This is a genomic window from Kitasatospora sp. cg17-2 (assembly GCF_054031055.1).
In genome coordinates this window covers 4,982,590-5,002,746 of the sequence record NZ_CM132923.1, presented here as the reverse complement: position 1 = coordinate 5,002,746, position 20,157 = coordinate 4,982,590, and the positions used below count along the sequence as shown (strand labels likewise).

Here is a 20,157-nt window from a genome sequence, read left to right as displayed (position 1 = left end):
GGGCCTGGCAGGTCGAGGGGGGCGGTCGGGCGGGTCAGGAGGGCCGCGGGTCAGGAGGGCCGGGCGGGTCAGGAGAACAGCACCCGCCAGGTGTCCGGCCCGGGGTAGCCGTCGGCCTCGGCGCCGCTCCAGCCCATGGCCTCCTGGAACGCCCGCACATTGCTCCGGTCGGCATCCGTCCAACGCGGCCCCGGACCCTCCGTGTAGGCCGCGCCGAACCCCGTGCGGACCAGCTGACCGCCGAGCAGCTCGACCTGGTCGCCCACCGCGCCCGGCCCGAAGGCACCGGGGCCGGGGAAGGCCGGCGAGCTGCCGCCGGGGGACGGGGCCGGGGACGGCTGCGACGGCGGAGGCGGGGGCAGCGGGGCGGCGGGGGCGATGTCCCGGCCCTTGCCGTTCACCAGGTAGTCCCAGGTGTCCTTGCCCGGAATGCCGTCCGCCTCGCCGCCGCGCCAGCCCTGCGCGAGCTGGAACGCCTCGGTGGCCCGCCGGTCCGACTCGCTCCAGCGCGGCCCCGGCCCCTCGGTGTAGAACCGGCCGCCGCCGCGCCGCACCAGCATCTCGCCCAGCCTCGTGACAAAGGCGTTGTCGGCGCCCGGACCGAACTTGTCCGCCCCCGGGAAGGCCGTGGCCGCCGCGCCGTCACTGCTGCTCCCACCGGTGGTGAGCGCCTTGTAGCGGTACGGGAGGTAGGTCGCCGAGTTCGACCAGTAGGCGTACGGGGTCACGCGCTTGGTGGCACCCGGGGAGGTCTGCTCGTACGCCACGTAACGGGTGCGGGCGGAGTCCGTCCAACCGCCGAAGACGGTGACGTGCGAGCCGCTCCGGGGACTCGCCGGATCGTTGTGGATCAGGACGTCACCGGGCTGGAGCTCGGCCTTGGTGATCCGCTCGGCGAAGTCCGGCAGCGTCCACGTGGTCTGGCTGCTGCCCAGACCCCAGGCCATCGAGACGAAGCCGGAGCAGTCCTGGCGGTAGCCGTCCGACCAGTAGCGGCTCATGCTGTACGGGACCTTCTGGTCCACCCAGCGCTGCGCCCGTTCGATGATCGAGGCCCGGGTGACGGGCTGCGCGGCGGCCGCCCGTTCGTCGGTGGCGCTCTCGCCGTAGAGGCCGCCGACCTCGCCCTGCGGGGTGTCGACGCGGGGGGCGGCCGGGCCGCCGGGGGTCGGGGCCGGGGTGGGCGCCGCGGTGGCCGCCCCGACCGCGCCGCCGCCGAGGGCGGTGCCGACGGCGGCCATCAGGACGGCGGCCCGGCGGCGGACGCTGCGGGCCGCCGCGTGGCCGCCCTCGTGCACCGGTGCGGCGTGCAGCCGGGCTCGGCGGCGGGCGGCGCAGCCCCCGCATATGCAGTCGTCGTCCGGTTCGACCTCGTCGAACCGCAGCGAGTCGGACCGCAGGTCGGACCGGGCGTCGGAGCGCTCGTCGGACCGCGGTGGGGCCGACCGCGGCGGGTCGAACTGCGGCGAGTCGGACCGCGGCAACGGGGCCGGTCGGCCGGTTCTGGTCATGCTCCGCCTCTTTCTCCTGGTGGGGGAGGGTGTCCGGCGGGCCGCTGACGGCGCGACAGCACGTTCCTTCCCAGGGCGACACCGGGTGTCGTCCGGACCAAAGTCCCAAGACGGACACCTGGTCGGCGCGGTGGGATGCGCCGCGTGGGTGACGGTCGTTCGGTATCCCGGGCGTGGCGCGGTGGGCGGAGCGGGAGCGGGGCGGGAGCGGGGCGGGAGGTCCGGCGAACTGTTCGGCCGTCAGCTGACGGGGCGTGCGGAGGAGGGCGGGTTGGCGGGCGAGTACTCGGGATCGGTCCAGCTCAGCGGGGTGGCGTCGGCCAGCTCGACGACGCCGGTGACGGTCAGGTCGACCACCCGTTCGGCTCCCGGCAGTCCGGCGGCGGCCGGGTCGGACCAGTCGGTCCTGGCCTCGCCGGTGACCAGCAGGGCGCCGCCGGTCTCCCAGTCCGGGACGAGCAGTCCGGCCCGCGGGTCGAACTCCAGGTTGCCCAGGGTCATGAACATGTTGTTGCCCGCGTAGTCGGGCCAGCGCAGCCGGTCCGGGCCGAGGACCCGCAGGAAACCGGGGTTGCCGCCGCGGTGCGAGGCGTCCGTCCGGCCGTCCGGACCGACGGTGGCGACGAAGAAGGTGTCGGCGGTGCTCAGCAGCAGTTGCTGGGCGGTGCTCAGCAGCGGACCGGCCGCCACCCGGCGCGGGGCACCGGCCCCGGGGCGGTCCAGCGGGTGGCGGCGCTGGATGTACTTCGGGCAGTTGGCGTAGACCTGCTCGGCGGCGATCACCAGGCCGCCCCGGCCGTCCGGCGTGGAGCGGCCGTTGACCCGCATCCGGCGGCGGGCGGCCGGGTCCAGGGCCACGGTGCCGACCTCGGCGGGGCGGGCCAGGGCAGCGGCCAGCGGGTCGGCCTCGGCCGGGTGGGCGGCGACCGTCACCGTCCGCTCGTCGGGGGCCCGCAGGAAGCCGGCCGGTCCGCTGAGCTGGGTGGCCCAGAGCCGGCCGTCGGCGTCGGCCGCCCCGACCACCAGCATCCGCCGCTCGGTCAGGAAGCGGGCGGCCACGGCGGGGACGGTACTGCCGACGGCGCGGCCGGAGTGGTCGGCCCGGTCGGTGCGGCCGGCCCGGGCCTGAACGGCCCGTTCGCCGGGGTGGTAGGGGGTGCCGGTGGCGGTCATGACGGGTTCCTTCCTCGGGCCGGGCGGGCTGGGTGGGCCACAGAGCGGGCGAGGCGGGCCGGCCCGTCGGGCCGGCCGGTACGCCCTGGGGGACTTTGCAAAGTCACACTTTGCAAAGTCCCGGATACTCTTTGCAAAGTGTGACTTTGCAAAGAGTTGTCAGAAGAAGCCGCAGGTCGGGGCGGTGCCGCTGGGGGCCTCGGCGCCGGTCCCGTCGACGCCCGCCGGGGTGTAGATCTCCAGCCGGATGCCGTCGGGGTCGGTGAAGAAGATCCCGCCGGAGGCGGCGCCCTCGCGGTGCGGGACGACGCCGTCGTGGGCGAACGAGGCGCCCAGCTCGCGCAGCAGGGCCTCGGCGGCGAGGACCTCGTCCAGCGAGTCGACCTGGAAGGAGAGGTGGTGCAGGCCGGGGGCGGCGGTGGCGAAGGCGCCCTCGCTCTGCTGCCAGAGGGTCAGCACCAGCCGGCCGTCGCGGCCGAGGAAGGCGTGGCGCTGCTCCGGGTCGGTGCCCTCCGCGACCAGCTCCAGGCCGAGCACGCGCCGGTAGAAGGCGGTGGAGCGGGCGAGGTCGGTGACGTTCAGGCCCACGTGGCCGGTCTGCAGGGTGCTGCTGATGGTGCCGGACATGCCTGATCACTCCCGTGGCCGGGGCGCCCCGGGGCGCCGCCTTCTAACCGTTGCCAACGACGTTAGTGGTTATCCTGGGAGAGGGTCAACCGGTACAGGCGGTTTCAATGGTTAGAAATTTCGATCATGGCTGTGCCATGACAAATCCGGGAGCGCGGGGTGCGGAGGAGCGGGCGCGCGGGCGCCGGGCCGGGGTGCGGCTACTCCCACTCCCACCGGGCGCCGATGTGGCCCGGCTGCTGGTCGGGGGCGAGGATCTGGGCGCTGGCCGAGGCGCCGATCCAGAGCTGCTCACGACGGCGGTCGACGTCCGCGCCCGGGTCGCGGTCGTAGCGCTCGCAGTGCACCGGCACGGTCGCCGGGTCGAAGTGGACCTGGAGCACGTACTCGCGCACCGGTGTGGCGAAGCGGCGGCTGTACTCGGTGGTCTGGGCGCCGCCGGAGGGGATCTCGACCTCGTACTCGAAGACCGTGCTGTCGCCGAGGCCCAGCGGGCGGTCCAGCATCACCTCGCCGACGATCAGGCCGGTGTCCGGGCGGCGGCGCACCCGGCCGAGCCGGCCGTGCCGGACGCCGGTGATCTCCGGGCAGCCGGTCGCCTCCTCGTCGGCCTTGTGCACGACCAGGCAGCGGGTCACCCCGGACACCGTGGCGCGGACGACCTGGCGCATCCGCAGCAGGTTGCCGCGCCGCTCGGCGTCCACGAAGTACGAGTCGTGGACCGAGAGCCGCTCCAGCTCGCCGGCCGGCGGCGCGTCCAGTTCGGCGAAGACGTCGGCGATCTGCTGCTCGCCCGGCCAGACGTCCTCCAGCCGCAGGTGGCTGGCGCCGGCGGTGGCCGCCCAGCGGCCGCGCGGGCGCGGCGGGCCCAGCAGCGCGGACAGCGTGGAGTGCGGCAGGCCGAGGAGTTCCTCCAGCAGGTGGACGGCGCGCAGCGAGCTGGCCCGCTCGGGCTGGCTGCGGCCGCGCCGCCAGTAACTCAGCGTGGTGACACTGACCCTGACGCCGCGTTGGGCCAGGGCGGCGCGGATCCGGTCCAGGCTGAGGCCGCTGGCCTCGATCGCCACGTGCAGGGTGTCGGCGAAGCCGCCGGTCGGGCTGGGACGGCCCGGCGTCGGCGCGGGCGACAGCGGGGGCACGGGCGGCCGGGGTGCGGGCGCGGCCGTGTCAGGGCGCGGCCCGACCAGTCTGAGGCGGGCGTCCTGGGGATGCTGTGAGGCCATGTGGTTACCTTCCCCACCGAGCGGGTGCGGCAGACCCGGAACGGCGCCGGAACGCGCCGTCAACGGCCTCGCCGAGCTGTGGGGAACCCTATGCACGGTCGAGAGGCTACGTCATCAGTCGTGCGTATGACAGTGGTCACGGGCGGTGGACCGCAGGGTTAGCGATCTTGAAACAGTGCGGAAACAGACGGGCCGTTTCCCGGCCGGGTGGTGCGTTCCGGACCGGTGGCGGCAGGTTCCGGCCATGGGTCCCGGGACGGGGGCCCGACGTAGACTCGGGGACCGGCCCGGAGCGAGCGAACCGGCCGGGAGCGAGCGACGGCCGAGAGCGAGGGAGCGCCGATGACCGAGTGGACAGCAGACCCGCGGGACCCGCGCCCGCTGCTCGGTGAGCCGCTCGCGCTCGACCTGCTGAACACGCGGTGGGCCGGTGAGCCGGTGAACGATCTGCTCGCCGAGCCGGACGGCCACGCGATCTGGCTCTCCACGGCCGGGCTGGCCGACCGCTGCCCGGCGGACGGGCCCGGGCTCGCGGCCCTGCGGGAGGCCCGGGAGGCGGTCGGGGCGGCCGTCCGGGAGCTGGACGCGGGCGGGGTGCCAGGGGCCGGCGCGCTGGCCGGGCTGGACGCGGTGCTGCGGCACGGGCGGGTCCGGCGGGAGGCCTCGGCGGCCGGGCCGGTGGACCGGGTCGAGGTGGACGAGCCCCGGTGGCTGGCCTCCTGGCTGGTGGTGGACGACTTCCTGGGGCTGCTGGCGCAGGGGCCGGGGCGGATCAAGAAGTGCGCGCACGAGGCGTGCATCCTGCACTTCTTCGACACCTCGCAGAACGGCCGGCGCCGCTGGTGCCGGATGGCCGTGTGCGGGAACCGGGCCAAGGCGGCCCGGCACTACGAGAAGGCGCGTCCGTAGCGCGCCGGCGGTACGCCGGTGGCGTGTCGGCGGCCGGGCGGGCCCGGAGGAGCGCCGCTCCCCCGGGCCGGACGGACGGGCCGCGCGGACGGGCCGCGCGGGCGGGTCAGGCCTCGCCGAGCCATTCGGTGAGGGCGGCGCGCAGCTCGCCGGCGCCCGGGTCGACGGCGGCCCAGGCGGCGTAGCCGTCCGGGCGGATCAGCAGCACGGTGTCGCGCAGCTTGCCGTGCGGGTCGGCTGGGGCGACCGTGACCAGGCGCTCCCGCCACGGGTCGGCGGCCGCCACCTCGTCATTGCTGACCAGCACGAACCGTCCGGCCCGCAGTGCCTCGTAGAGCCGCTCCGGGGCGGCCGGGCCGTCCTCGCGGGGCGGCTCCAGGCCGGTCAGCCGCAGGTCCGGGACCCGCTTGCCGACCAGCGGGTGGGCGTCCTTGGGCGCGGCGTAGGAGATGCCGAGGCCGGAGACGGTGCGGGCGCCCCGGTCCACCACGGCGTCGACCCGCCCGGCGACCTGGACCAGTGCCCCGCGCAGTGCCCGGGTGGCGGCGGACTGGGCGAGCGCGACCCGGATCATCGCGCCGGAGGCGCGCAGGGCCGTCCGGCCGACCGGGTGCCGCTCGCTCTGGTAGCTGTCGAGCAGGCTGTCGTCGGCCCGGTCGCGCAGGACGGCGACGAGCTTCCAGGAGAGGTTGGCGGCGTCCTGGAGGCCGGTGTTCATGCCCAGGCCGCCGGCCGGGGAGTGGCAGTGGGCGGCGTCGCCGGCCAGGAACACCCGGCCGGAGCGGTAGTCGGGGACCTGCCGCTCGTCGCTGTGGAAGGTGGAGCTCCAGCGGACGTCGTGCAGTCCGTAGTCCTCGCCGAGGGCGCGGCGGGTGATGTCGGCGAGCAGTTCGGGGCCGGGCGCGGTGCCGTCCGGGAGCTGCTCGGCGCGGTCCCGGGCGAGGACGCGGTACCAGCCGTCGCCGAACGGGACCAGCAGCGCGAAGCAGTTCTCGTCGGCGCCGGCGGCGATGCCGTCCTCGGGCTCGCGCTCCAGGCGGACGTCGGCGAGCAGCACCGAGTCGACCACCGATTCGCCGGGGAAGGGCAGCCCGAGCAGGTCGCGGACGGTGGAGTGGACGCCGTCGGCGCCGACCGCGTAGCGGGCCCGGTGGGTGCTGGTGACGCCGTCGCGCACGGTGTCGACGGTGACGCCCTCGGGGTCCTGCCGCAGTCCGGTGACCTCGGTGCCGCGCAGGACGGTCGCGCCGGCCTTGACCGCCCGGTCGTGGAGCAGCCGTTCGGTGTTGTACTGCGGGGTGAGCAGGACGAACGGGAAGCGGGTCGGCAGGTGGCCGAGGTCGATCCGGACCCGGTTGAAGGCCTTCAGCGCCTCGACCGGGCGGCCGGTGGCGATGAGGTCGTCGGCGAGGCCCCGGGCGTCGAGGAGTTCGAGGGTGCGGGCGTGCACGGCGAACGCCCGGGTGAGGTTGGACTCGGTGCCGCGCTTCTCCAGCACGGTGACGCCCAGGCCGGCCGCGGCGAGGTCCCCGGCCAGCAGCAGGCCGGTCGGCCCGGCGCCGACCACGATGACGTCGGTGACGGTCTGCTTCTCGGTCATGTGTCAGCTCCCGGTGCTCGAACAGCGGCTGGACGCCGTGTGTGGCGTTTCCCCGTCCCCATCATCGCTTCCCGGGAGTGGCGTTGTGAATCTCCGGTCCCCGGCGCGTGGCCGGGGACCGGAGGCGCGGGCCACCGGGAGGGTGGCGCCGGCGGGGTCGCGGCGGCTCAGCCGTGGCGGCGGATCTCCACGGTGCGGAACCGGTTGGCGACGAACGCGCCGTCGCAGTAGGCGGAGTTGGCGGCCGGGTTGGCGCCGGTGCCGTGCAGGTCGGAGAAGGCGGCGGTCTGGTTGGCGTACACCCCGCCGGTGAGGTTGAGGGAGAGCGAGACGCCGGCGTCGAGGGCGGCCCCGACCAGGGCGGCCTCGACCTCGGGGGAGGTGGTGTAGGCGGCGGCGGTCATCGCGCCCTGGGTGCGGACGGTGTCGCGCAGCAGCTCGACGGCGGCGGCGGTGTCCTCGACGGCGACGGCGAAGGAGACCGGGCCGAAGCACTCGGCGCGCAGGACGGCGCGGTCGTCCGGCTTGTCGGCGTCCAGCTTGACCAGGGCGGGGGTGCGGACGGTCGCGCCCGGGAAGTCCGGGTGCTCCACGGCCCGCGGGGCGAGGGCGAGTTCGCCGTACTCGCCGCCGGCCGCGGCGGCCGAGCGCTGCAGCACGCCGGGGTTGACCACGGCGCCGAGGACGGCCGCGGCGCGGGCGTCGTCGGAGAGCAGGCCCTCGATGGCGGTGGCGAGGTCGCGGACCACCTCGTCGTAGGACTTGGCGCCCTGGTCGGTGTCGATGCCGGTGCGCGGGACCAGCAGGTTCTGCGGGGTGGTGCACATCTGGCCGCTGTACAGCGAGAGCGAGAAGGCCAGGTTGTTCAGCATGCCCTTGTAGTCGTCGGTGGAGTCGACGACGACGGTGTTGACGCCGGCCTTCTCGGTGTAGACCTCGGCCTGCCCGGCGTGCTCCTCCAGCCAGTCGCCGAAGGCGGTGGAGCCGGTGTAGTCGATCAGCCTGATCTCGGGGCGGACGGCCAGGGTCCGGGCCACGGTGCCGCCCTCGTGCTCGGCGGCCAGGCAGACCAGGTCGGCGGGGAAGCCGGCCTCGGCCAGCACCTCGCGGGCGATCCGGACGGTGAGCGCCAGCGGGAGCACGGCCCGCGGGTGCGGCTTGACCAGCACCGGGTTGCCGGTGGCGAGGGAGGCGAACAGGCCGGGGAAGCCGTTCCAGGTGGGGAAGGTGTTGCAGCCGATCAGCAGCGCCAGGCCGCGCGGGACGACGGTGAACTCCTTGGTCATCACCAGCGGGTCCCGCTTGCCCTGCGGCTTGGTCCAGCCGGCGCTCTCGGGCAGCCGGGTCTGCTCGGCGTACGCGTAGGCGACGGCCTCCAGACCCCGGTCCTGGGCGTGCGGGCCGCCGGCCTGGAAGGCCATCGCGTAGGCCTGGCCGGTGGTGTGCATGACCGCGTTGGCGAACTCGTGCGAGCGGGCGTTGATCCGGGCCAGGATCTCCAGGCAGACCGCGGCGCGGGTGAGCGGGCCGGCGGCGGCCCAGGCCGGGCGGGCGGCGGACAGCGAGGCGATCAGGGCGTCCGGTCCGGCGTGCGGGTAGCCGATGCCCAGTTCGAGGCCGTACGGGGAGACCTCGCCGCCGACCGTGTCGCCGTCGGCGGGGTGGCCGGGCAGCTCGAACGGCTGGTTCAGCAGGGCGTCGAAGGCGGCCCTGCCGTCCGCGGCGGCGCTCTCGCCGTAGGCCTTCGGGAACTCGGGGTAGGGCGACCAGTAGTCGCGCTTGGCGGCGGCGTCGACCGCGGCCGCCAGGGTGGCCCGGTGGCGTTCGACGAGTTCGGCGACGAGGGGGTGGGTGACCGCTGCGGACATGGTGTGCGCTCCTCAGAGGGGAGGACGGGACACGTCACAGGGTAACCGAACGATCGGTCGGCTCAAGAGGGCGAACGGGAACGGAGTCCCGGAGCGTACGGGGCGGGCCAAAACGGCGGGGGCGCGTCCGAAGCGGACGCGCCCCCGGGAGGCGACGGGTGACCCGAGCGGTTACGGGATGCCCAGCTCGAAGATCACGTACCCGCCGTACCAGCCGGAGGCGACCGCCCCGAAGCCGAGGACCACCGCCAGCACCGGCCAGCTCAGCTTCCGCATCGCCACCGCGAGCGCGATCAGCAGCGGGAAGGCCGGCAGCAGGTAGCGCGAGGTGTTGCCGAAGATGCCCAGGCTGCCGAGCACCGAGACGATGGTGGCCAGGGTGTACGCGGTCAGCACCAGCGGCGGGCGCAGCCGGACCAGCAGCACGATCAGCACCGGCAGGCTCAGCACGATCAGCGTCGCCAGCATGTCGGCCGTGTGCCAGGCGAACGGGTAGTCGTTGCGGCCCAGCAGCACGCCGCGGAGCGCGGCCCAGGTGCCCTGGCCCCAGTCGAAGTAGTGCAGCCAGGCGTCGTGCTGGAGGGTGAAGTAGCCGCCCCACTCGCCCGTCCGCCAGCCCACCCAGCCGACGTAGCCGAGCAGCCCCAGCGGGGCCAGCAGCATCGCGGTCAGCGGGCGCGCCACCCCGCTCTCCCGCCGGTACAGCTCCACCAGGGCGGCCAGGCCGACCGCGCCGATCAGCGCCGCCGAGGTGGGTCGGTTGAGGCCCGCGACCAGGGTGAGCACCCCGGCCGCCACCCACTGCTTGGTCATCACGCAGTAGCAGGACCAGGCGGCCAGCGCGACGAACAGCGAGTCCGAGTAGAGCGCCCACTCGGCGCCCGACCCCGGGGCGATCGCCCACAGGCCGGCCGCGATCACGCCCGCGCGCGGGCCGGCCATCCGGTCCACCACGGCGTAGATGCCGGCCGCGGCGAACAGCGAGGCGACCACCGAGACGATCATCCCGGCGCCGTACAGGCCGAACGGGGTCACCTCGGAGACCAGCCGCATCAGGCCCGGGTAGAGCGGGAAGAAGGCGGCCGAGTTCTGCTCGATCGTGAAGCCGGGGACGCCGTTCGGGACGGCCACCAGCGCCGGGTGGTAGCCGAACTGGGCGACCTGCTGGTACCACCAGCCGTCCCAGCTGGCCAGCACGTCCCAGGGGTTGGCGCCGCCGCCGAAACGGGGGTGCTTCTTGAGGTAGTCCCCGGAGAAGGAGAGCAGCTTCATGAAGACGGTGAAGCCGACCAGCTTCAGGACGGCGTAGCACCACACGGCCGGCCCGAAGCGCAGGACGAGGTCCCGGGCGCGTTCACGCCAGTCGAGGGCGGGCTCGGCCGTGGTGACGCCGCTGCGCTGTTCGGGCAGATCGGATTCGACTGCCGGTATTGCGCTCATGCGACTTCCCCACCTGCTCGGCCTCGGACGGATCGTCCGCCGAGTCTAGGGTCTGGATCCGGGCTTTGGTGTGGACCAGGTCACCCCGGGCGCCGTCGGGGCGGGGCGGAGCGGGCACCCGGGCGCGGCCGGGTCGGGCCGGGCGGGGATACTCGGGGAATGGCCGATCACACCCCGCGCACCGCCTACACCGTGGAGTCCCTGCTCGCGGTGACCGTCGACGTGTTCAACGAGCGCGGGTACGACGGGACCTCGATGGAGGACCTGTCGCGCGCGGCCGGGATCTCCAAGTCCTCGATCTACCACCATGTGCGCGGCAAGGAGGAGCTGCTCCGGCTGGCCGTCGGGCGGGCGCTGGACGGCCTGTTCGGGATCCTGGCCGAGCCGGCCGCGGTCGAGGGGCCGGCGGTGGAGCGGCTGGAGCACGTGGTGCGGCGGACCGCCGAGGTGCTGCTCGCGGAGCTGCCCTACGTCACCCTGCTGCTGCGGGTGCGCGGCAACACGGTCACCGAGCAGTGGGCGCTGGAGCGCCGCCGGGACTTCGACCACCAGGTGGCCGAGCTGCTGCGGGCCGCCGTCGCGGACGGCGCGCTGCGGGCGGACGTCGAGCCGCGGCTGGCCACCCGGCTGCTCTTCGGCATGATCAACTCGATCGTGGAGTGGTACCGGCCGGGCCTCAAGGCCGCCGACGGCGTCGCCGACGCGGTGGTCCACCTGGCCTTCGACGGCCTCCGGGCGCGGTAGGGCGCTCCCCGGGCGGCCGCCCGGCGGGGAGCCCGCCGTCGGTCCGGCGGGGACGGGGACCCCGCCGTCAGTCCGGCGGGACCTGGTCCGTCTCCTCGAAGACCAGCATGGTGCGGGTGCCGAGCACCTGCGGGATCGACTGGATGCGGTTGAGCACGAGCTCCCGCAGGGCGTGGTTGTCGGCCGTGTGCACCAGCAGCAGGACGTCGAAGTCACCGCCGACCAGCGCGATGTGCGCGACCCCCGGCAGGGCCAGCAACTGCTCCCGCACCGTCCGCCAGGAGTTCTGCACGATCTTCAGGGTGATGTAGGCGGAAGCCCCCTGACCTGCGCGTTCGTGGTCCACCCTGGCGGTGAAGCCGCGAATCACGCCGTCCTCGACCATCCTGGAGATCCGGGCGTACGCGTTCGCCCGGGACACGTGCACCCGCTCGGCCACCGAGCGGATGGAGGCGCGGCCGTCCTGCTGCAGCAGCCGCAGGATCGCCCGGTCGACCCGGTCGAGTCTGGACATCTGTTCAGCCGACATGACCCCCCACCCCCGACGATTGGACGCAATGCCACCAGTCGACCGCCACCCGGGCCGATTGTCCACCACCTTCGCACGCTTCTGGTCAAGATGAACAGACGACCGAACAATCGGTAGGGAGCCCCCGCCACCCCTGGAGGTGCCCCGAGATGACCGTTCTCGACCACAGACACCACACGGCCGTGCCCGGTTGGCTGCCCGGGGCCACCGCCCCCCGCACCGACCCGGCCCCGCTGCTCCCCGACCCCGCTCCGGTCCGGGTCCTCGGTACTCCCGCGCTGGAGAAGTACGACCCCGTGCTGCTCCGCGAGCTGTACCGCCGCCTCGTCGTCGGCCGCCGCTACAACCAGCAGGCCACCACCCTCACCAAGCAGGGCCGGCTCGCCGTCTACCCCGCCTCCACCGGCCAGGAGGCCTGCCAGGTCGCCGCCGCGCTGGTGCTGGAGGAACGCGACTGGCTCTTCCCCAGCTACCGCGACACCCTGGCCGTCGTCTCCCGCGGCGTCGACCCGCTGGAGGCCCTCACCCTGCTCCGCGGCAACGCCCACACCGGCTACGACCCCAGGGCCACCAGGACCGCGCCGCTCTGCACCCCGCTCGGCACCCAGGGCCCGCACGCCGTCGGACTGGCGCACGCCGCCCGGCTGAGCGGCGAGCCGGCGGTCGCGCTGGCCATGCTCGGCGACGGCGGCACCAGCGAGGGCGACTTCCACGAGGCACTGAACTTCGCCGCCGTGCTCCAGGCCCCCGTGGTCTTCCTGGTCCAGAACAACGGCTACGCGATCTCCGTCCCGCTCAGCGCCCAGTCCGCCGCCCCGACCCTGGCCCACAAGGCCGTCGGCTACGGGATGCCCGGCCGGCTCGTCGACGGCAACGACGCGCCCGCCGTGCACGGGGTGCTGGCCGAGGCGGTCGAACGGGCCCGCACCGGCGGCGGCCCGACCCTGGTCGAGGCCCTCACCTACCGGGTCGAGGCGCACACCAACGCCGACGACGCCACCCGCTACCGGACCGAGAACGAGGTCGCGGCCTGGCGGGAGCACGACCCGATCCTGCTGATGGAGCGCGCGCTGCGCGAGCTCCGGGTACTGGACGAGGACCTGGTCCGGGACGCCGCCGAGGAGGCCGAGGCGCTCGCCGCCCGGATGCGCGCCGAGTTCCACGCCGAGCCCGAGCTCGACCCGATGTCCCTGTTCGCCCACGTGTACGCCGAGCCGACCCCGCAACTGCGCGAGCAGGCGGCGCAGCTGGCCGAGGAACTGGCCGCCGAGGCCGAGGTGCAGTCCTGATGACGACCGCTGTCTCCCCCGCCGCCCCGGCCGCCCCCGCCCGGACGGCCAGCATGGCGCAGGCGCTCAACACGGCGCTGCGCGACGCCATGCGCGAGGACCCGACGGTGCACGTGCTCGGCGAGGACGTCGGCGCGCTCGGCGGCGTCTTCCGGATCACCGACGGCCTCACCGCCGAGTTCGGCCCGGACCGCTGCCTGGACACCCCGCTCGCCGAGGCGGGCATCCTCGGCACCGCCGTCGGCATGGCCATGTACGGGCTGCGGCCGGTGGTCGAGATGCAGTTCGACGCCTTCGCCTACCCGGCGCTGGAGCAGCTGTTCTCGCACGTCGCCAAGATGCGCAACCGCACCGCCGGCCGGCTGCCGATGCCGATCACCGTCCGGATCCCCTACGGCGGCGGCATCGGCGGCGTCGAGCACCACAGCGACGCCTCCGAGGCGTACTACGCCTCCACCCCCGGCCTGCACGTGGTCACGCCCGCCACCGTGGCCGACGCCTACGGGCTGCTGCGGGCCTCGATCGCCTCGGACGACCCGGTGGTCTTCCTGGAGCCCAAGCGGATGTACTGGGGGAAGGACGGGTTCGACCCCGCCGCCCCAGTCGAGCCGATCGGGCGGGCCGTGCTGCGCCGGACCGGCACCTCCGCGGTGCTGATCACCTACGGCCCCTCGCTGCCGGTCTGCCTGGAGGCGGCCGAGGTGGCGAAGGCCGAGGGCTGGGACCTCGCGGTGCTGGACCTGCGCTCCCTGGTGCCGTTCGACGACGAGACGGTCTGCCGGGTGGTGCGCTCGCTCGGCCGGGCCGTGGTGGTGCACGAGGCGGTCGGCTTCGGCGGCACCGGCGCGGAGATCGCCGCCCGGGTCACCGAGCGCTGCTTCCACCACCTGGCGGCGCCCGTGCTGCGGGTCACCGGATTCGACATCCCGTACCCGCCGCCGATGCTGGAGCACCACCACCTGCCCGGGGTGGACCGGATCCTGGACGCGGTCGCCCGGCTGCAGTGGGAGGACTGAGGATGATGCCCGTCGTGCGCGAGTTCACCCTGCCCGACCTCGGTGAGGGACTCACCGAGGCGGAGGTCGTGCGCTGGCTGGTCGAGGTCGGCGAGGTGATCGCGATCGACCAGCCGGTGGTGGAGGTGGAGACCGCCAAGGCGGTGGTCGAGGTGCCCTGTCCCTACGGCGGGGTGGTGACCGCGCTGTTCGGCGCCGTCGGCGAGGAGGTCCTGGTCGGCGCGCCGCTGGTGACGGTCGCGGTGTCGCCGGGCGAGGGCGAGCCGCCGCTCGCGGCGGTGCCGGTGGTGGAGCGGGCGGCGGCGGTGGAACGGCCGCTGGTCGGGTACGGGGTCGCCGAGCCGGACCGGGGCGGACGGCGGCGCCGGGTCGGGGGCGGCGGGGTTTCGGCCCCGGTGGCCCGGGCCGCGGCTCCGGTGGCTCCCCCGGCGCCGGTGGCGGTGCCTGCGGCTGCTCCGGCCCCGGTGCCGGCGGCCGCGGTGGTGCCGGTCGTCGCGGGCGGTGTGCCCGCGGTGATCTCGCCGCTGGTGCGACGGCTGGCGCGGGAGCAGGGCGTGGAACTGGCGGCGGTCGCCGGCAGCGGGCCGGACGGCCTGATCCTGCGGGCGGACGTCGAACGGGCGGTCGCGGCCAAGGTCGCCGCGGCGCCCGCCGCACCCGCCGTCGCGCCGGTGGACCCGCTGTCCTCCGGGGCCGGGTCCGTCGTCCCGCTGCGCGGGCTGCGCAAGGCGGTGGCCGAGAAGCTCGGCCGCAGCCACCGGGAGATCCCCGCCGCGACCTGCTGGGTGGACGCCGACGCCACCGAACTGATGGCGCTGCGGCGGCAGTTGAACGCCGTACCGGGGCCGAAGGTGAGCGTGCTGGCGCTGCTCGCCCGGATCTGCGCGGTCGGGCTGGAGCGCTTCCCCGATCTCAACTCCAGTGTGACCCCGGACGGTTCGGGGATCCTGCGGCACTCGGCGGTGCACCTGGGCTTCGCGGCGCAGGGCGACCGCGGCCTCGTCGTCCCGGTGGTGCGGGACGCGCAGCGCCTCACCACCGAGCAACTCGGCGAGGAGCTGGGCCGGTTGACCGAGGCGGCGCGGACCGGGGCGATCGCTCCGGCCGAGCTGACCGGCGGCACGTTCACCCTGAACAACTACGGGGTGTTCGGGGTGGACGGTTCCACCCCGATCCTCAACCACCCGGAGGCGGCGATGCTCGGGGTCGGCCGGATCGTCGCCAAACCCTGGGTCCACCAGGGCGAGTTGGCGGTGCGCGAGGTGACCCAGCTGTCGTTCACCTTCGACCACCGGGTCTGCGACGGCGGTACCGCGGGCGGGTTCCTGCGGTTCGTCGCGGACTGCGTCGAACAGCCGGGCGTGCTGCTGCGGCGGCTCTGAGCCCGCGTTCCGGTCGGCGAGGTCGCTCGCCCTGGGTGGTGGAACCGCCGCCCAGGGCGAGCGCGGCGGGGAGAGTAGCGCGTCCGGGGGGCGGGTGTCCGGGCTTCACGCTATTTGTCGGATGAGCACTTCGGGCATGCCACGCTTCCTGGGCGTCAACAGAGACAAGCCAGGTGGTGGCGTAGGCCGGCCGGAGGCGAAACGATTCTCTTGGGTACTCGAAACGTTGCGGTGAAGTCCCGCAGAACACTCCTGGTCCGTACCGGGCACGGATCGGCGGCGGCCTCGGCCGTGCCCGGCCTGCCGGAGGCGGCGCCGGGCGTCGTACCGGACGGCCTGCCGGGCATCGCGCCGGAGGCCGGGACGGGCTCGGTGACGGACGCGGCGAGGGACGCGGTCGTGGGCGTCGCGCCAGCCGCTGAGCCCGCCGCGCCGCCGGTTCCGCCGGACCTGCCGCCGGTGTTCGGGCCCGTCGCGCCCGGGCCGGTGGTGCTCGGGCCGGGAGCGCCCTCCTCGTCGGCGCCCGGGCCGGTGGCGCCCCCGTGGGTGGCGCCCGCGCCGATCGTGACCGGGCCGGTCCTGCCGATGCTCCCGACGGAACCCGTCCTGCCCGTGGTGCCGGTCCAGTCCGTCCGGCCGGTGGCCCCGGCGCCGCCGGTCGTCCCCCCACGGCCCGTCGAACCGCCCGCCGTCCCGGCCCCGGCCCCGCCCGCGGCGGTGACCGGCGGTCCCGCGATCGAGCCGCTGTTCACCAGCGCGCCCGGTCTCAACTGGGCCGGACCCGGCGACCAGTGGTCCCGCGCGTGGGCGCTGCGCACCCTCGGCGGGGCCGCTTCACCGGACGCGTCACCGGACGCGTCACCGGTCGCCTCGCAGGACGCTTCACCGGTCGCGCAAGCGCCGCAGGCGCCCGCCGCGCCGACGGAACCCCGCGACGCCGCCGAACTGCCGCCCACCGCCCGGGACATCGAGCTGATCCGGACCAGCCTGGCGGTCGTCGAGCCGGTCGCGGACCGGGCCACCGCGCACTTCTACGCGCTGATCTTCCTCGGCCACCCCGAGATCAGGGCGCTCTTCCCGGCCGCCATGGACGTCCAGCGCGACCGGCTGTTCCGCGCCCTGCTGACGGCCGCCCGCAGCGCCGGCGACCCGGAGGGGCTGCGCGCCCACCTGGGCGCGCTGGGCCGGGGCCACCGCCGCTACGGCACCCTGACCGGCCACTACGGCCCGGTCGGCGAATGCCTGGTGGCGGCACTGGCCAAGTACGCGGGCAGCCGCTGGAACGCCGAGACCGAGCTGGCGTGGCGCCGGGTGTACCGGCTGGTCTCCTCGATCATGATCGAGGCCGCCGAGGAGGCCGCCCGCACCTCGCCGCCCTGGTGGCAGGGCGAGGTGGTGGCGCACGAGCGCCGGACCCCGGACGTCGCGGTGCTCACCGTCCGCCCGGACCAGGCGTACCCGTACCGCGCCGGGCAGTACACCAGCCTGGAGACGCCCTGGTGGCCCCGGGTCTGGCGGCACTACTCGTTCGCCTCCGCGCCCCGGCCGGACGGTCTGCTGACCTTCCACGTCAAGGCGGTGCAGGCGGGCTGGGTGAGCAACGCCCTGGTGCACCGGGCCGCGCCCGGCGACGTGCTGCGGCTGGGCCCGGCGGTCGGCGGGATGACCCTGGACGACACCGACGACGCCGACCTGCTGCTGGTGGGCGGGGGCACCGGGATCGCGCCGCTGCGGGCCCTGGTCGAGGAGGTCGCCGGGCGCGGCGGGGGCCGCTCGGTGGAGGTGTTCCACGGCGCGCGGACCCCCGCCGAGCTCTACGAGCTGGCGGCGCTGCGGGAAGCGGCGGAACGGCACCGCTGGCTGACCGTGCGCGCGGTGCTCTCCGGCCCCGGCGCCGGGACGGCGGAGGCCGCCGCCGCGGGCCTGCTCGCGGGCGAACTCCCGGAGGCGGTGGCCCGGTTCGGGCCGTGGACCGGACGGACGGCCTACCTGTCGGGGCCGCCCGCGATGGTCCGGCGGACGAGCGGGGTGCTGCTGCGGTCCGGGCTGCCGGCCGAGCGGATCCGGCACGACCTGGTCGGCGACCTGGCCGCGCCGTGAGCCGCCCCACGGCGTCGTGAGCCGCCCGGTCGGGCCGCGGACCGTCAGACGAGGTCGGGGGCGAGCAGGGCGCGGACACCCTCGATGTTGGCGGCGAGGTAGGCCCGCAGGGCCGGCGGCACCACATTGACCGAGGTCACGCCCTCGCGGGTGAACGGCACCCGCACCACCTCGTAGTCGCCGTTGGGCTCCTCCACCTCGGGCCCGTGCCGGCGGTCGAGGTCCATCGAGGCGAGCCGGCAGACGAAGAAGTGCTGCACCTTGACCCCGTGCGGGTGGAGCAGGCTGCCGTCGTCGTGGTGGGTGTGGCTGATGGTGTCCACGAAGGCGGAGACCACGTCGACCACCTTGCCGCCGAGCTCCTCGTCCACCTCGCGGTGCAGGGCCTCGACCACGCTGCGGTCGCTCCGCTCGACACCCCCGCCGGGCGTGATCCAGTACGGGTGCGGGGAGCCGGGGCGGGTGCGCCTGATCAGGACCAGCGAGGCCGGTCCGTACGGGTCGTTCGGATCCGTCTCCAGCACGATCGCCCGGGCGGTGCGCTTGACGACTGGGCGGGGCGGGGTGCGCACGGCGACCTCCGGGGCTGGAGCGTTGTGCGGGATTCTCCCGCAGCCCGGCCCGGCCGAAACGCGCCCCGCCCCGGTTGCGTCCGTCCGGGGCGGGCGGCGGCGTTCGGAGCGGGGCGACGGCCGTCCGGGGCGGTGGTGTTCGGAGCGGCGGCGTTCGGAGCGGGGCGGCGGCGTTCGCGCTCAGTCCTCGTCGAGGGCGAGGCTCAGGCCCCAGGAGACCAGGCTGACGATCAGCGCGCCGAACAGCGCGGCCCAGAAGCCGTCGACGTGGAAGTCGAGGTCGAGTTTGTCCGAGGTCCACGAGGTGAGCCACAGCATCAACGCGTTCACCACGAAGGTGAACAGGCCGAGGGTCAGGATGAACAGGGGGAGGGAGAACAACTTCACCACCGGCTTGATCAGCCAGTTGACCACGCCGAAGACCAGCGCCACGGCGACCACCGTGAGCGTCTTGTGCTTCCAGTCGTCCCCGGTGAGCGTGATCGCGGGGACGATCCAGGCGGCGACCCAGATGGCCGCCGCGTTGATCAGTGTCTTGATGACGAAACCCTTCATGGGGCCAGCGTCCCAGGTCGGTCAAGGGGTGACGCCGCTCCGGGCGGCCCGGTGGTGTTGAATGCCGGTGGTTCGAGGTCCGTACGAGAAGGGGTGCTCCCCGATGAAACTGTTCCGACTGGACCAGCTGGACGCCGAGCGCGCCGCCAACGACGGCGCGTACCTGCGCTTCCTGCGGGAGCCGCGGATGTCGGCCGGCCTCTACGCGCTCGCCCCCGGCGACACCGACACCCAGACCGCGCACGCCCAGGACGAGATCTACCAGGTCGTCAGCGGCCGGGCCGAGCTGACGGTCGGGGACGAGACCGCCACCGTCGGCCGGGGCACCGTCGTCTACGTGCCGGCCGGCACCCCGCACCGCTTCCACCACATCACCGAGGAACTGCGGGTGCTGGTGGTGTTCTCCCCGCCGGAGGACTGAACCGGGGGCGCGAAGGACCGGACCGGGAGCGCGGAGCACTGGACCGGGGGCGCGGCGGACGTCCGGTTAGGGTCGGGGCATGAGCCTGAGCCTGACCGAAGAACTCTGGGCGGCGATCGAGCCGGTCTACGCCGAGATCCTCGACCACCCCTTCATCTCCGGCCTCACCGACGGCACCCTGCCGCGGGAGGCGTTCCGCCACTTCGTCGTGCAGGACTCGCACTACCTGCGCGACTACGCCCGTGCGCTGGCCGTCTGCGCGGCCAGGGCCCCGGGCGAGGAGGAGGTGCGGGCCTTCGCCGACGACGCGATCGGCGCGCTGGCTGCCGAGCAGGGGATGCACGCCGAGTTCCTCGACGCCTTCGGCGACACCGCCGAGAAGGCCGCCGCCGAACCGGTGCTGCCGACCACCCGCGCCTACACCAGCTACCTGCTCGCCACGGTCTACGGCGGCTCCTTCGCGGAGGCCGTCGGCGCCGTGCTGCCCTGCTACTGGATCTACGCCCGGGTCGGCGAGCGGCTGCTCGCCGAGGGCTCCCCCGACCCGCTCTACGCGAAGTGGATCGCCACCTACGGCGACGAGGCGTTCCAGTCGGTGGTGCGGCGGGTGCTGGCGCTGACCGACCGGCTCGGCGAGGAGATCTCCCCCGCCGAGCGGCGCCGGGTGGTCGAGCACTTCGTCACCACCTCCCGGTACGAGTGGATGTTCTGGGACGCCGCCTGGCGCCGGGAGTCCTGGCCGGTCTGAGGCCCGTGACGGGGGCGTCCGCGAGGCAGGGGCGGGCCGGGGTCGAGGCTCGTTCCCCGAGGTCGGGGCCGGGTTCACCCGGGGTCCGGGGTCGGGGTGATCTCCGGGTTCTCTCGGGGCCGTTGGCCCTCGTTCCGTCCCTCCGGCCGCCGTACGATCGAAGTACGAAAGCGAGCGGGATGCGGCACCGGACGGCAGCCGACCCCAAGGGGAGAGAAGGAACGGACATGGCTGAGCTCTGGAAGTCGCTGCCCTCGTGGGTGCGGAACATCGTTGTTCCGGTACTGGTACTGATCCTGGCGTGGAACCTGCTGATGTTCGTCTTCGGTGTGGTCGGCGCGCTGCTGGCCTTCGCCGTCAAGGCGCTGGTGGTGGTCGGTATCGCCGCCGCCGTGGTGATCCTGGTCAAGAAGGCCGCAAGGAACTAGCGCCCCGGACCTGTCCCGACGC

At 74.6% G+C, this 20,157-nt stretch carries 19 protein-coding genes; 9 read left to right on the top strand and 10 right to left on the bottom strand.

Translation table 11 applies throughout. The features are described from left to right. Window positions 1–68 precede the first annotated feature (68 nt). The 4 genes from ACW14Y_RS21180 to ACW14Y_RS21165 form a co-directional block, all read right to left on the bottom strand. Window positions 69–1,511, bottom strand: a complete 1,443-nt coding sequence (locus ACW14Y_RS21180; RefSeq protein ID WP_456982933.1) for a peptidoglycan-binding protein — start codon at window positions 1,509–1,511, stop codon at window positions 69–71. A gap of 240 nt (window positions 1,512–1,751) precedes the next feature. Continuing rightward, window positions 1,752–2,684, bottom strand: a complete 933-nt coding sequence (locus tag ACW14Y_RS21175; RefSeq protein ID WP_402723117.1) for a pyridoxamine 5'-phosphate oxidase family protein — start codon at window positions 2,682–2,684, stop codon at window positions 1,752–1,754. Window positions 2,685–2,843: 159 nt separating this feature from the next. Further along, entirely contained in the window at window positions 2,844–3,311 is a 468-nt protein-coding gene (locus ACW14Y_RS21170; RefSeq protein WP_380309923.1) for a VOC family protein, read from the bottom strand. Window positions 3,312–3,511: 200 nt separating this feature from the next. Then, window positions 3,512–4,534: a hypothetical protein gene (locus tag ACW14Y_RS21165; protein ID WP_380309921.1), complete on the bottom strand. Its 1,023-nt coding sequence runs from the start codon at window positions 4,532–4,534 to the stop codon at window positions 3,512–3,514. A gap of 342 nt (window positions 4,535–4,876) precedes the next feature. Between ACW14Y_RS21165 and ACW14Y_RS21160 the strand changes: the two genes are divergently transcribed. Continuing rightward, window positions 4,877–5,443 carry a CGNR zinc finger domain-containing protein gene (locus ACW14Y_RS21160; RefSeq protein ID WP_380309919.1) on the top strand — a complete coding sequence of 189 codons (567 nt, stop codon included), beginning with the start codon at window positions 4,877–4,879 and terminating at the stop codon, window positions 5,441–5,443. A gap of 106 nt (window positions 5,444–5,549) precedes the next feature. Here the strand turns inward: ACW14Y_RS21160 and ACW14Y_RS21155 are convergent, their stop codons facing one another. From ACW14Y_RS21155 to ACW14Y_RS21145, 3 genes are all read right to left on the bottom strand, one after another. Then, window positions 5,550–7,043, bottom strand: a complete 1,494-nt coding sequence (locus tag ACW14Y_RS21155; protein ID WP_380309917.1) for an FAD-dependent monooxygenase — start codon at window positions 7,041–7,043, stop codon at window positions 5,550–5,552. A gap of 167 nt (window positions 7,044–7,210) precedes the next feature. Further along, window positions 7,211–8,911, bottom strand: a complete 1,701-nt coding sequence (gene paaN, locus ACW14Y_RS21150; RefSeq protein WP_456982929.1) for a phenylacetic acid degradation protein PaaN — start codon at window positions 8,909–8,911, stop codon at window positions 7,211–7,213. Window positions 8,912–9,082: 171 nt separating this feature from the next. Beyond that, window positions 9,083–10,351 carry a hypothetical protein gene (locus ACW14Y_RS21145; protein WP_456982927.1) on the bottom strand — a complete coding sequence of 423 codons (1,269 nt, stop codon included), beginning with the start codon at window positions 10,349–10,351 and terminating at the stop codon, window positions 9,083–9,085. 159 nt (window positions 10,352–10,510) lie between these two features. Here ACW14Y_RS21145 and ACW14Y_RS21140 point away from each other — a divergent pair, with 159 nt between their 5' ends. Then, the gene (locus tag ACW14Y_RS21140) at window positions 10,511–11,095 is read left to right on the top strand and encodes a TetR/AcrR family transcriptional regulator (RefSeq protein WP_266270572.1); all 585 of its coding nucleotides are present in this window, start codon (window positions 10,511–10,513) and stop codon (window positions 11,093–11,095) included. Window positions 11,096–11,162: 67 nt separating this feature from the next. On the opposite strand, the gene ACW14Y_RS21135 is transcribed toward ACW14Y_RS21140, so the two are convergent. After that, on the bottom strand, window positions 11,163–11,609 hold the full coding sequence (locus ACW14Y_RS21135) for an Lrp/AsnC family transcriptional regulator (RefSeq protein ID WP_078879731.1): 447 nt from the start codon (window positions 11,607–11,609) through the stop codon (window positions 11,163–11,165). A 164-nt stretch (window positions 11,610–11,773) separates the two neighbouring features. Here ACW14Y_RS21135 and pdhA point away from each other — a divergent pair, with 164 nt between their 5' ends. The 4 genes from pdhA to ACW14Y_RS21115 all read left to right on the top strand — a co-directional run bounded on the left by pdhA (window position 11,774) and on the right by ACW14Y_RS21115 (window position 17,411). Then, complete coding sequence (gene pdhA / locus ACW14Y_RS21130) at window positions 11,774–12,913, top strand: pyruvate dehydrogenase (acetyl-transferring) E1 component subunit alpha (RefSeq protein ID WP_380309910.1); 1,140 nt, start codon at window positions 11,774–11,776, stop codon at window positions 12,911–12,913. After that, entirely contained in the window at window positions 12,910–13,929 is a 1,020-nt protein-coding gene (locus ACW14Y_RS21125; RefSeq protein ID WP_380309935.1) for an alpha-ketoacid dehydrogenase subunit beta, read from the top strand. Before pdhA ends, ACW14Y_RS21125 begins: the two co-directional genes overlap by 4 nt. 5 nt (window positions 13,930–13,934) lie before the next feature. Next, a complete protein-coding gene (locus tag ACW14Y_RS21120) occupies window positions 13,935–15,311 on the top strand; it encodes a dihydrolipoamide acetyltransferase family protein (RefSeq protein ID WP_380390416.1) in 1,377 nt (458 codons plus the stop codon). 231 nt (window positions 15,312–15,542) lie between these two features. Further along, window positions 15,543–17,411, top strand: coding sequence for a globin domain-containing protein (locus ACW14Y_RS21115; protein WP_456982924.1), 1,869 nt, complete (start codon window positions 15,543–15,545; stop codon window positions 17,409–17,411). Between the two features lie 44 nt (window positions 17,412–17,455). Here the strand turns inward: ACW14Y_RS21115 and ACW14Y_RS21110 are convergent, their stop codons facing one another. Both ACW14Y_RS21110 and ACW14Y_RS21105 read right to left on the bottom strand, forming a co-directional pair. Next, window positions 17,456–17,983, bottom strand: coding sequence for an NUDIX domain-containing protein (locus ACW14Y_RS21110; protein WP_380308282.1), 528 nt, complete (start codon window positions 17,981–17,983; stop codon window positions 17,456–17,458). 180 nt (window positions 17,984–18,163) lie between these two features. Then, the gene (locus ACW14Y_RS21105) at window positions 18,164–18,538 is read right to left on the bottom strand and encodes a phage holin family protein (RefSeq protein ID WP_456982922.1); all 375 of its coding nucleotides are present in this window, start codon (window positions 18,536–18,538) and stop codon (window positions 18,164–18,166) included. 103 nt (window positions 18,539–18,641) lie between these two features. Between ACW14Y_RS21105 and ACW14Y_RS21100 the strand changes: the two genes are divergently transcribed. From ACW14Y_RS21100 to ACW14Y_RS21090, 3 genes are all read left to right on the top strand, one after another. Further along, on the top strand, window positions 18,642–18,959 hold the full coding sequence (locus tag ACW14Y_RS21100; protein WP_380390390.1) for a cupin domain-containing protein: 318 nt from the start codon (window positions 18,642–18,644) through the stop codon (window positions 18,957–18,959). Between the two features lie 79 nt (window positions 18,960–19,038). Then, window positions 19,039–19,707, top strand: coding sequence for a thiaminase II (gene tenA / locus ACW14Y_RS21095; RefSeq protein WP_380308284.1), 669 nt, complete (start codon window positions 19,039–19,041; stop codon window positions 19,705–19,707). Between the two features lie 227 nt (window positions 19,708–19,934). Continuing rightward, complete coding sequence (locus ACW14Y_RS21090; protein ID WP_030305494.1) at window positions 19,935–20,135, top strand: DUF5326 family protein; 201 nt, start codon at window positions 19,935–19,937, stop codon at window positions 20,133–20,135. The last annotated feature ends 22 nt before the right edge of the window (window positions 20,136–20,157 follow it).

What these genes read in the sequence shown, in the direction of transcription:
- ACW14Y_RS21180 (WP_456982933.1), bottom strand. Translation starts at nt 1,511, where the DNA reads ATGACCAGAACCGGCCGACCGGCCCCGTTGCCGCGGTCCGACTCGCCG.
- ACW14Y_RS21175 (WP_402723117.1), bottom strand. Translation starts at nt 2,684, where the DNA reads ATGACCGCCACCGGCACCCCCTACCACCCCGGCGAACGGGCCGTTCAG.
- ACW14Y_RS21170 (WP_380309923.1), bottom strand. Translation starts at nt 3,311, where the DNA reads ATGTCCGGCACCATCAGCAGCACCCTGCAGACCGGCCACGTGGGCCTG.
- ACW14Y_RS21165 (WP_380309921.1), bottom strand. Translation starts at nt 4,534, where the DNA reads ATGGCCTCACAGCATCCCCAGGACGCCCGCCTCAGACTGGTCGGGCCG.
- ACW14Y_RS21160 (WP_380309919.1), top strand. Translation starts at nt 4,877, where the DNA reads ATGACCGAGTGGACAGCAGACCCGCGGGACCCGCGCCCGCTGCTCGGT.
- ACW14Y_RS21155 (WP_380309917.1), bottom strand. Translation starts at nt 7,043, where the DNA reads ATGACCGAGAAGCAGACCGTCACCGACGTCATCGTGGTCGGCGCCGGG.
- paaN (WP_456982929.1), bottom strand. Translation starts at nt 8,911, where the DNA reads ATGTCCGCAGCGGTCACCCACCCCCTCGTCGCCGAACTCGTCGAACGC.
- ACW14Y_RS21145 (WP_456982927.1), bottom strand. Translation starts at nt 10,351, where the DNA reads ATGAGCGCAATACCGGCAGTCGAATCCGATCTGCCCGAACAGCGCAGC.
- ACW14Y_RS21140 (WP_266270572.1), top strand. Translation starts at nt 10,511, where the DNA reads ATGGCCGATCACACCCCGCGCACCGCCTACACCGTGGAGTCCCTGCTC.
- ACW14Y_RS21135 (WP_078879731.1), bottom strand. Translation starts at nt 11,609, where the DNA reads ATGTCCAGACTCGACCGGGTCGACCGGGCGATCCTGCGGCTGCTGCAG.
- pdhA (WP_380309910.1), top strand. Translation starts at nt 11,774, where the DNA reads ATGACCGTTCTCGACCACAGACACCACACGGCCGTGCCCGGTTGGCTG.
- ACW14Y_RS21120 (WP_380390416.1), top strand. Translation starts at nt 13,935, where the DNA reads ATGCCCGTCGTGCGCGAGTTCACCCTGCCCGACCTCGGTGAGGGACTC.
- ACW14Y_RS21105 (WP_456982922.1), bottom strand. Translation starts at nt 18,538, where the DNA reads ATGAAGGGTTTCGTCATCAAGACACTGATCAACGCGGCGGCCATCTGG.
- ACW14Y_RS21100 (WP_380390390.1), top strand. Translation starts at nt 18,642, where the DNA reads ATGAAACTGTTCCGACTGGACCAGCTGGACGCCGAGCGCGCCGCCAAC.
- tenA (WP_380308284.1), top strand. Translation starts at nt 19,039, where the DNA reads ATGAGCCTGAGCCTGACCGAAGAACTCTGGGCGGCGATCGAGCCGGTC.
- ACW14Y_RS21090 (WP_030305494.1), top strand. Translation starts at nt 19,935, where the DNA reads ATGGCTGAGCTCTGGAAGTCGCTGCCCTCGTGGGTGCGGAACATCGTT.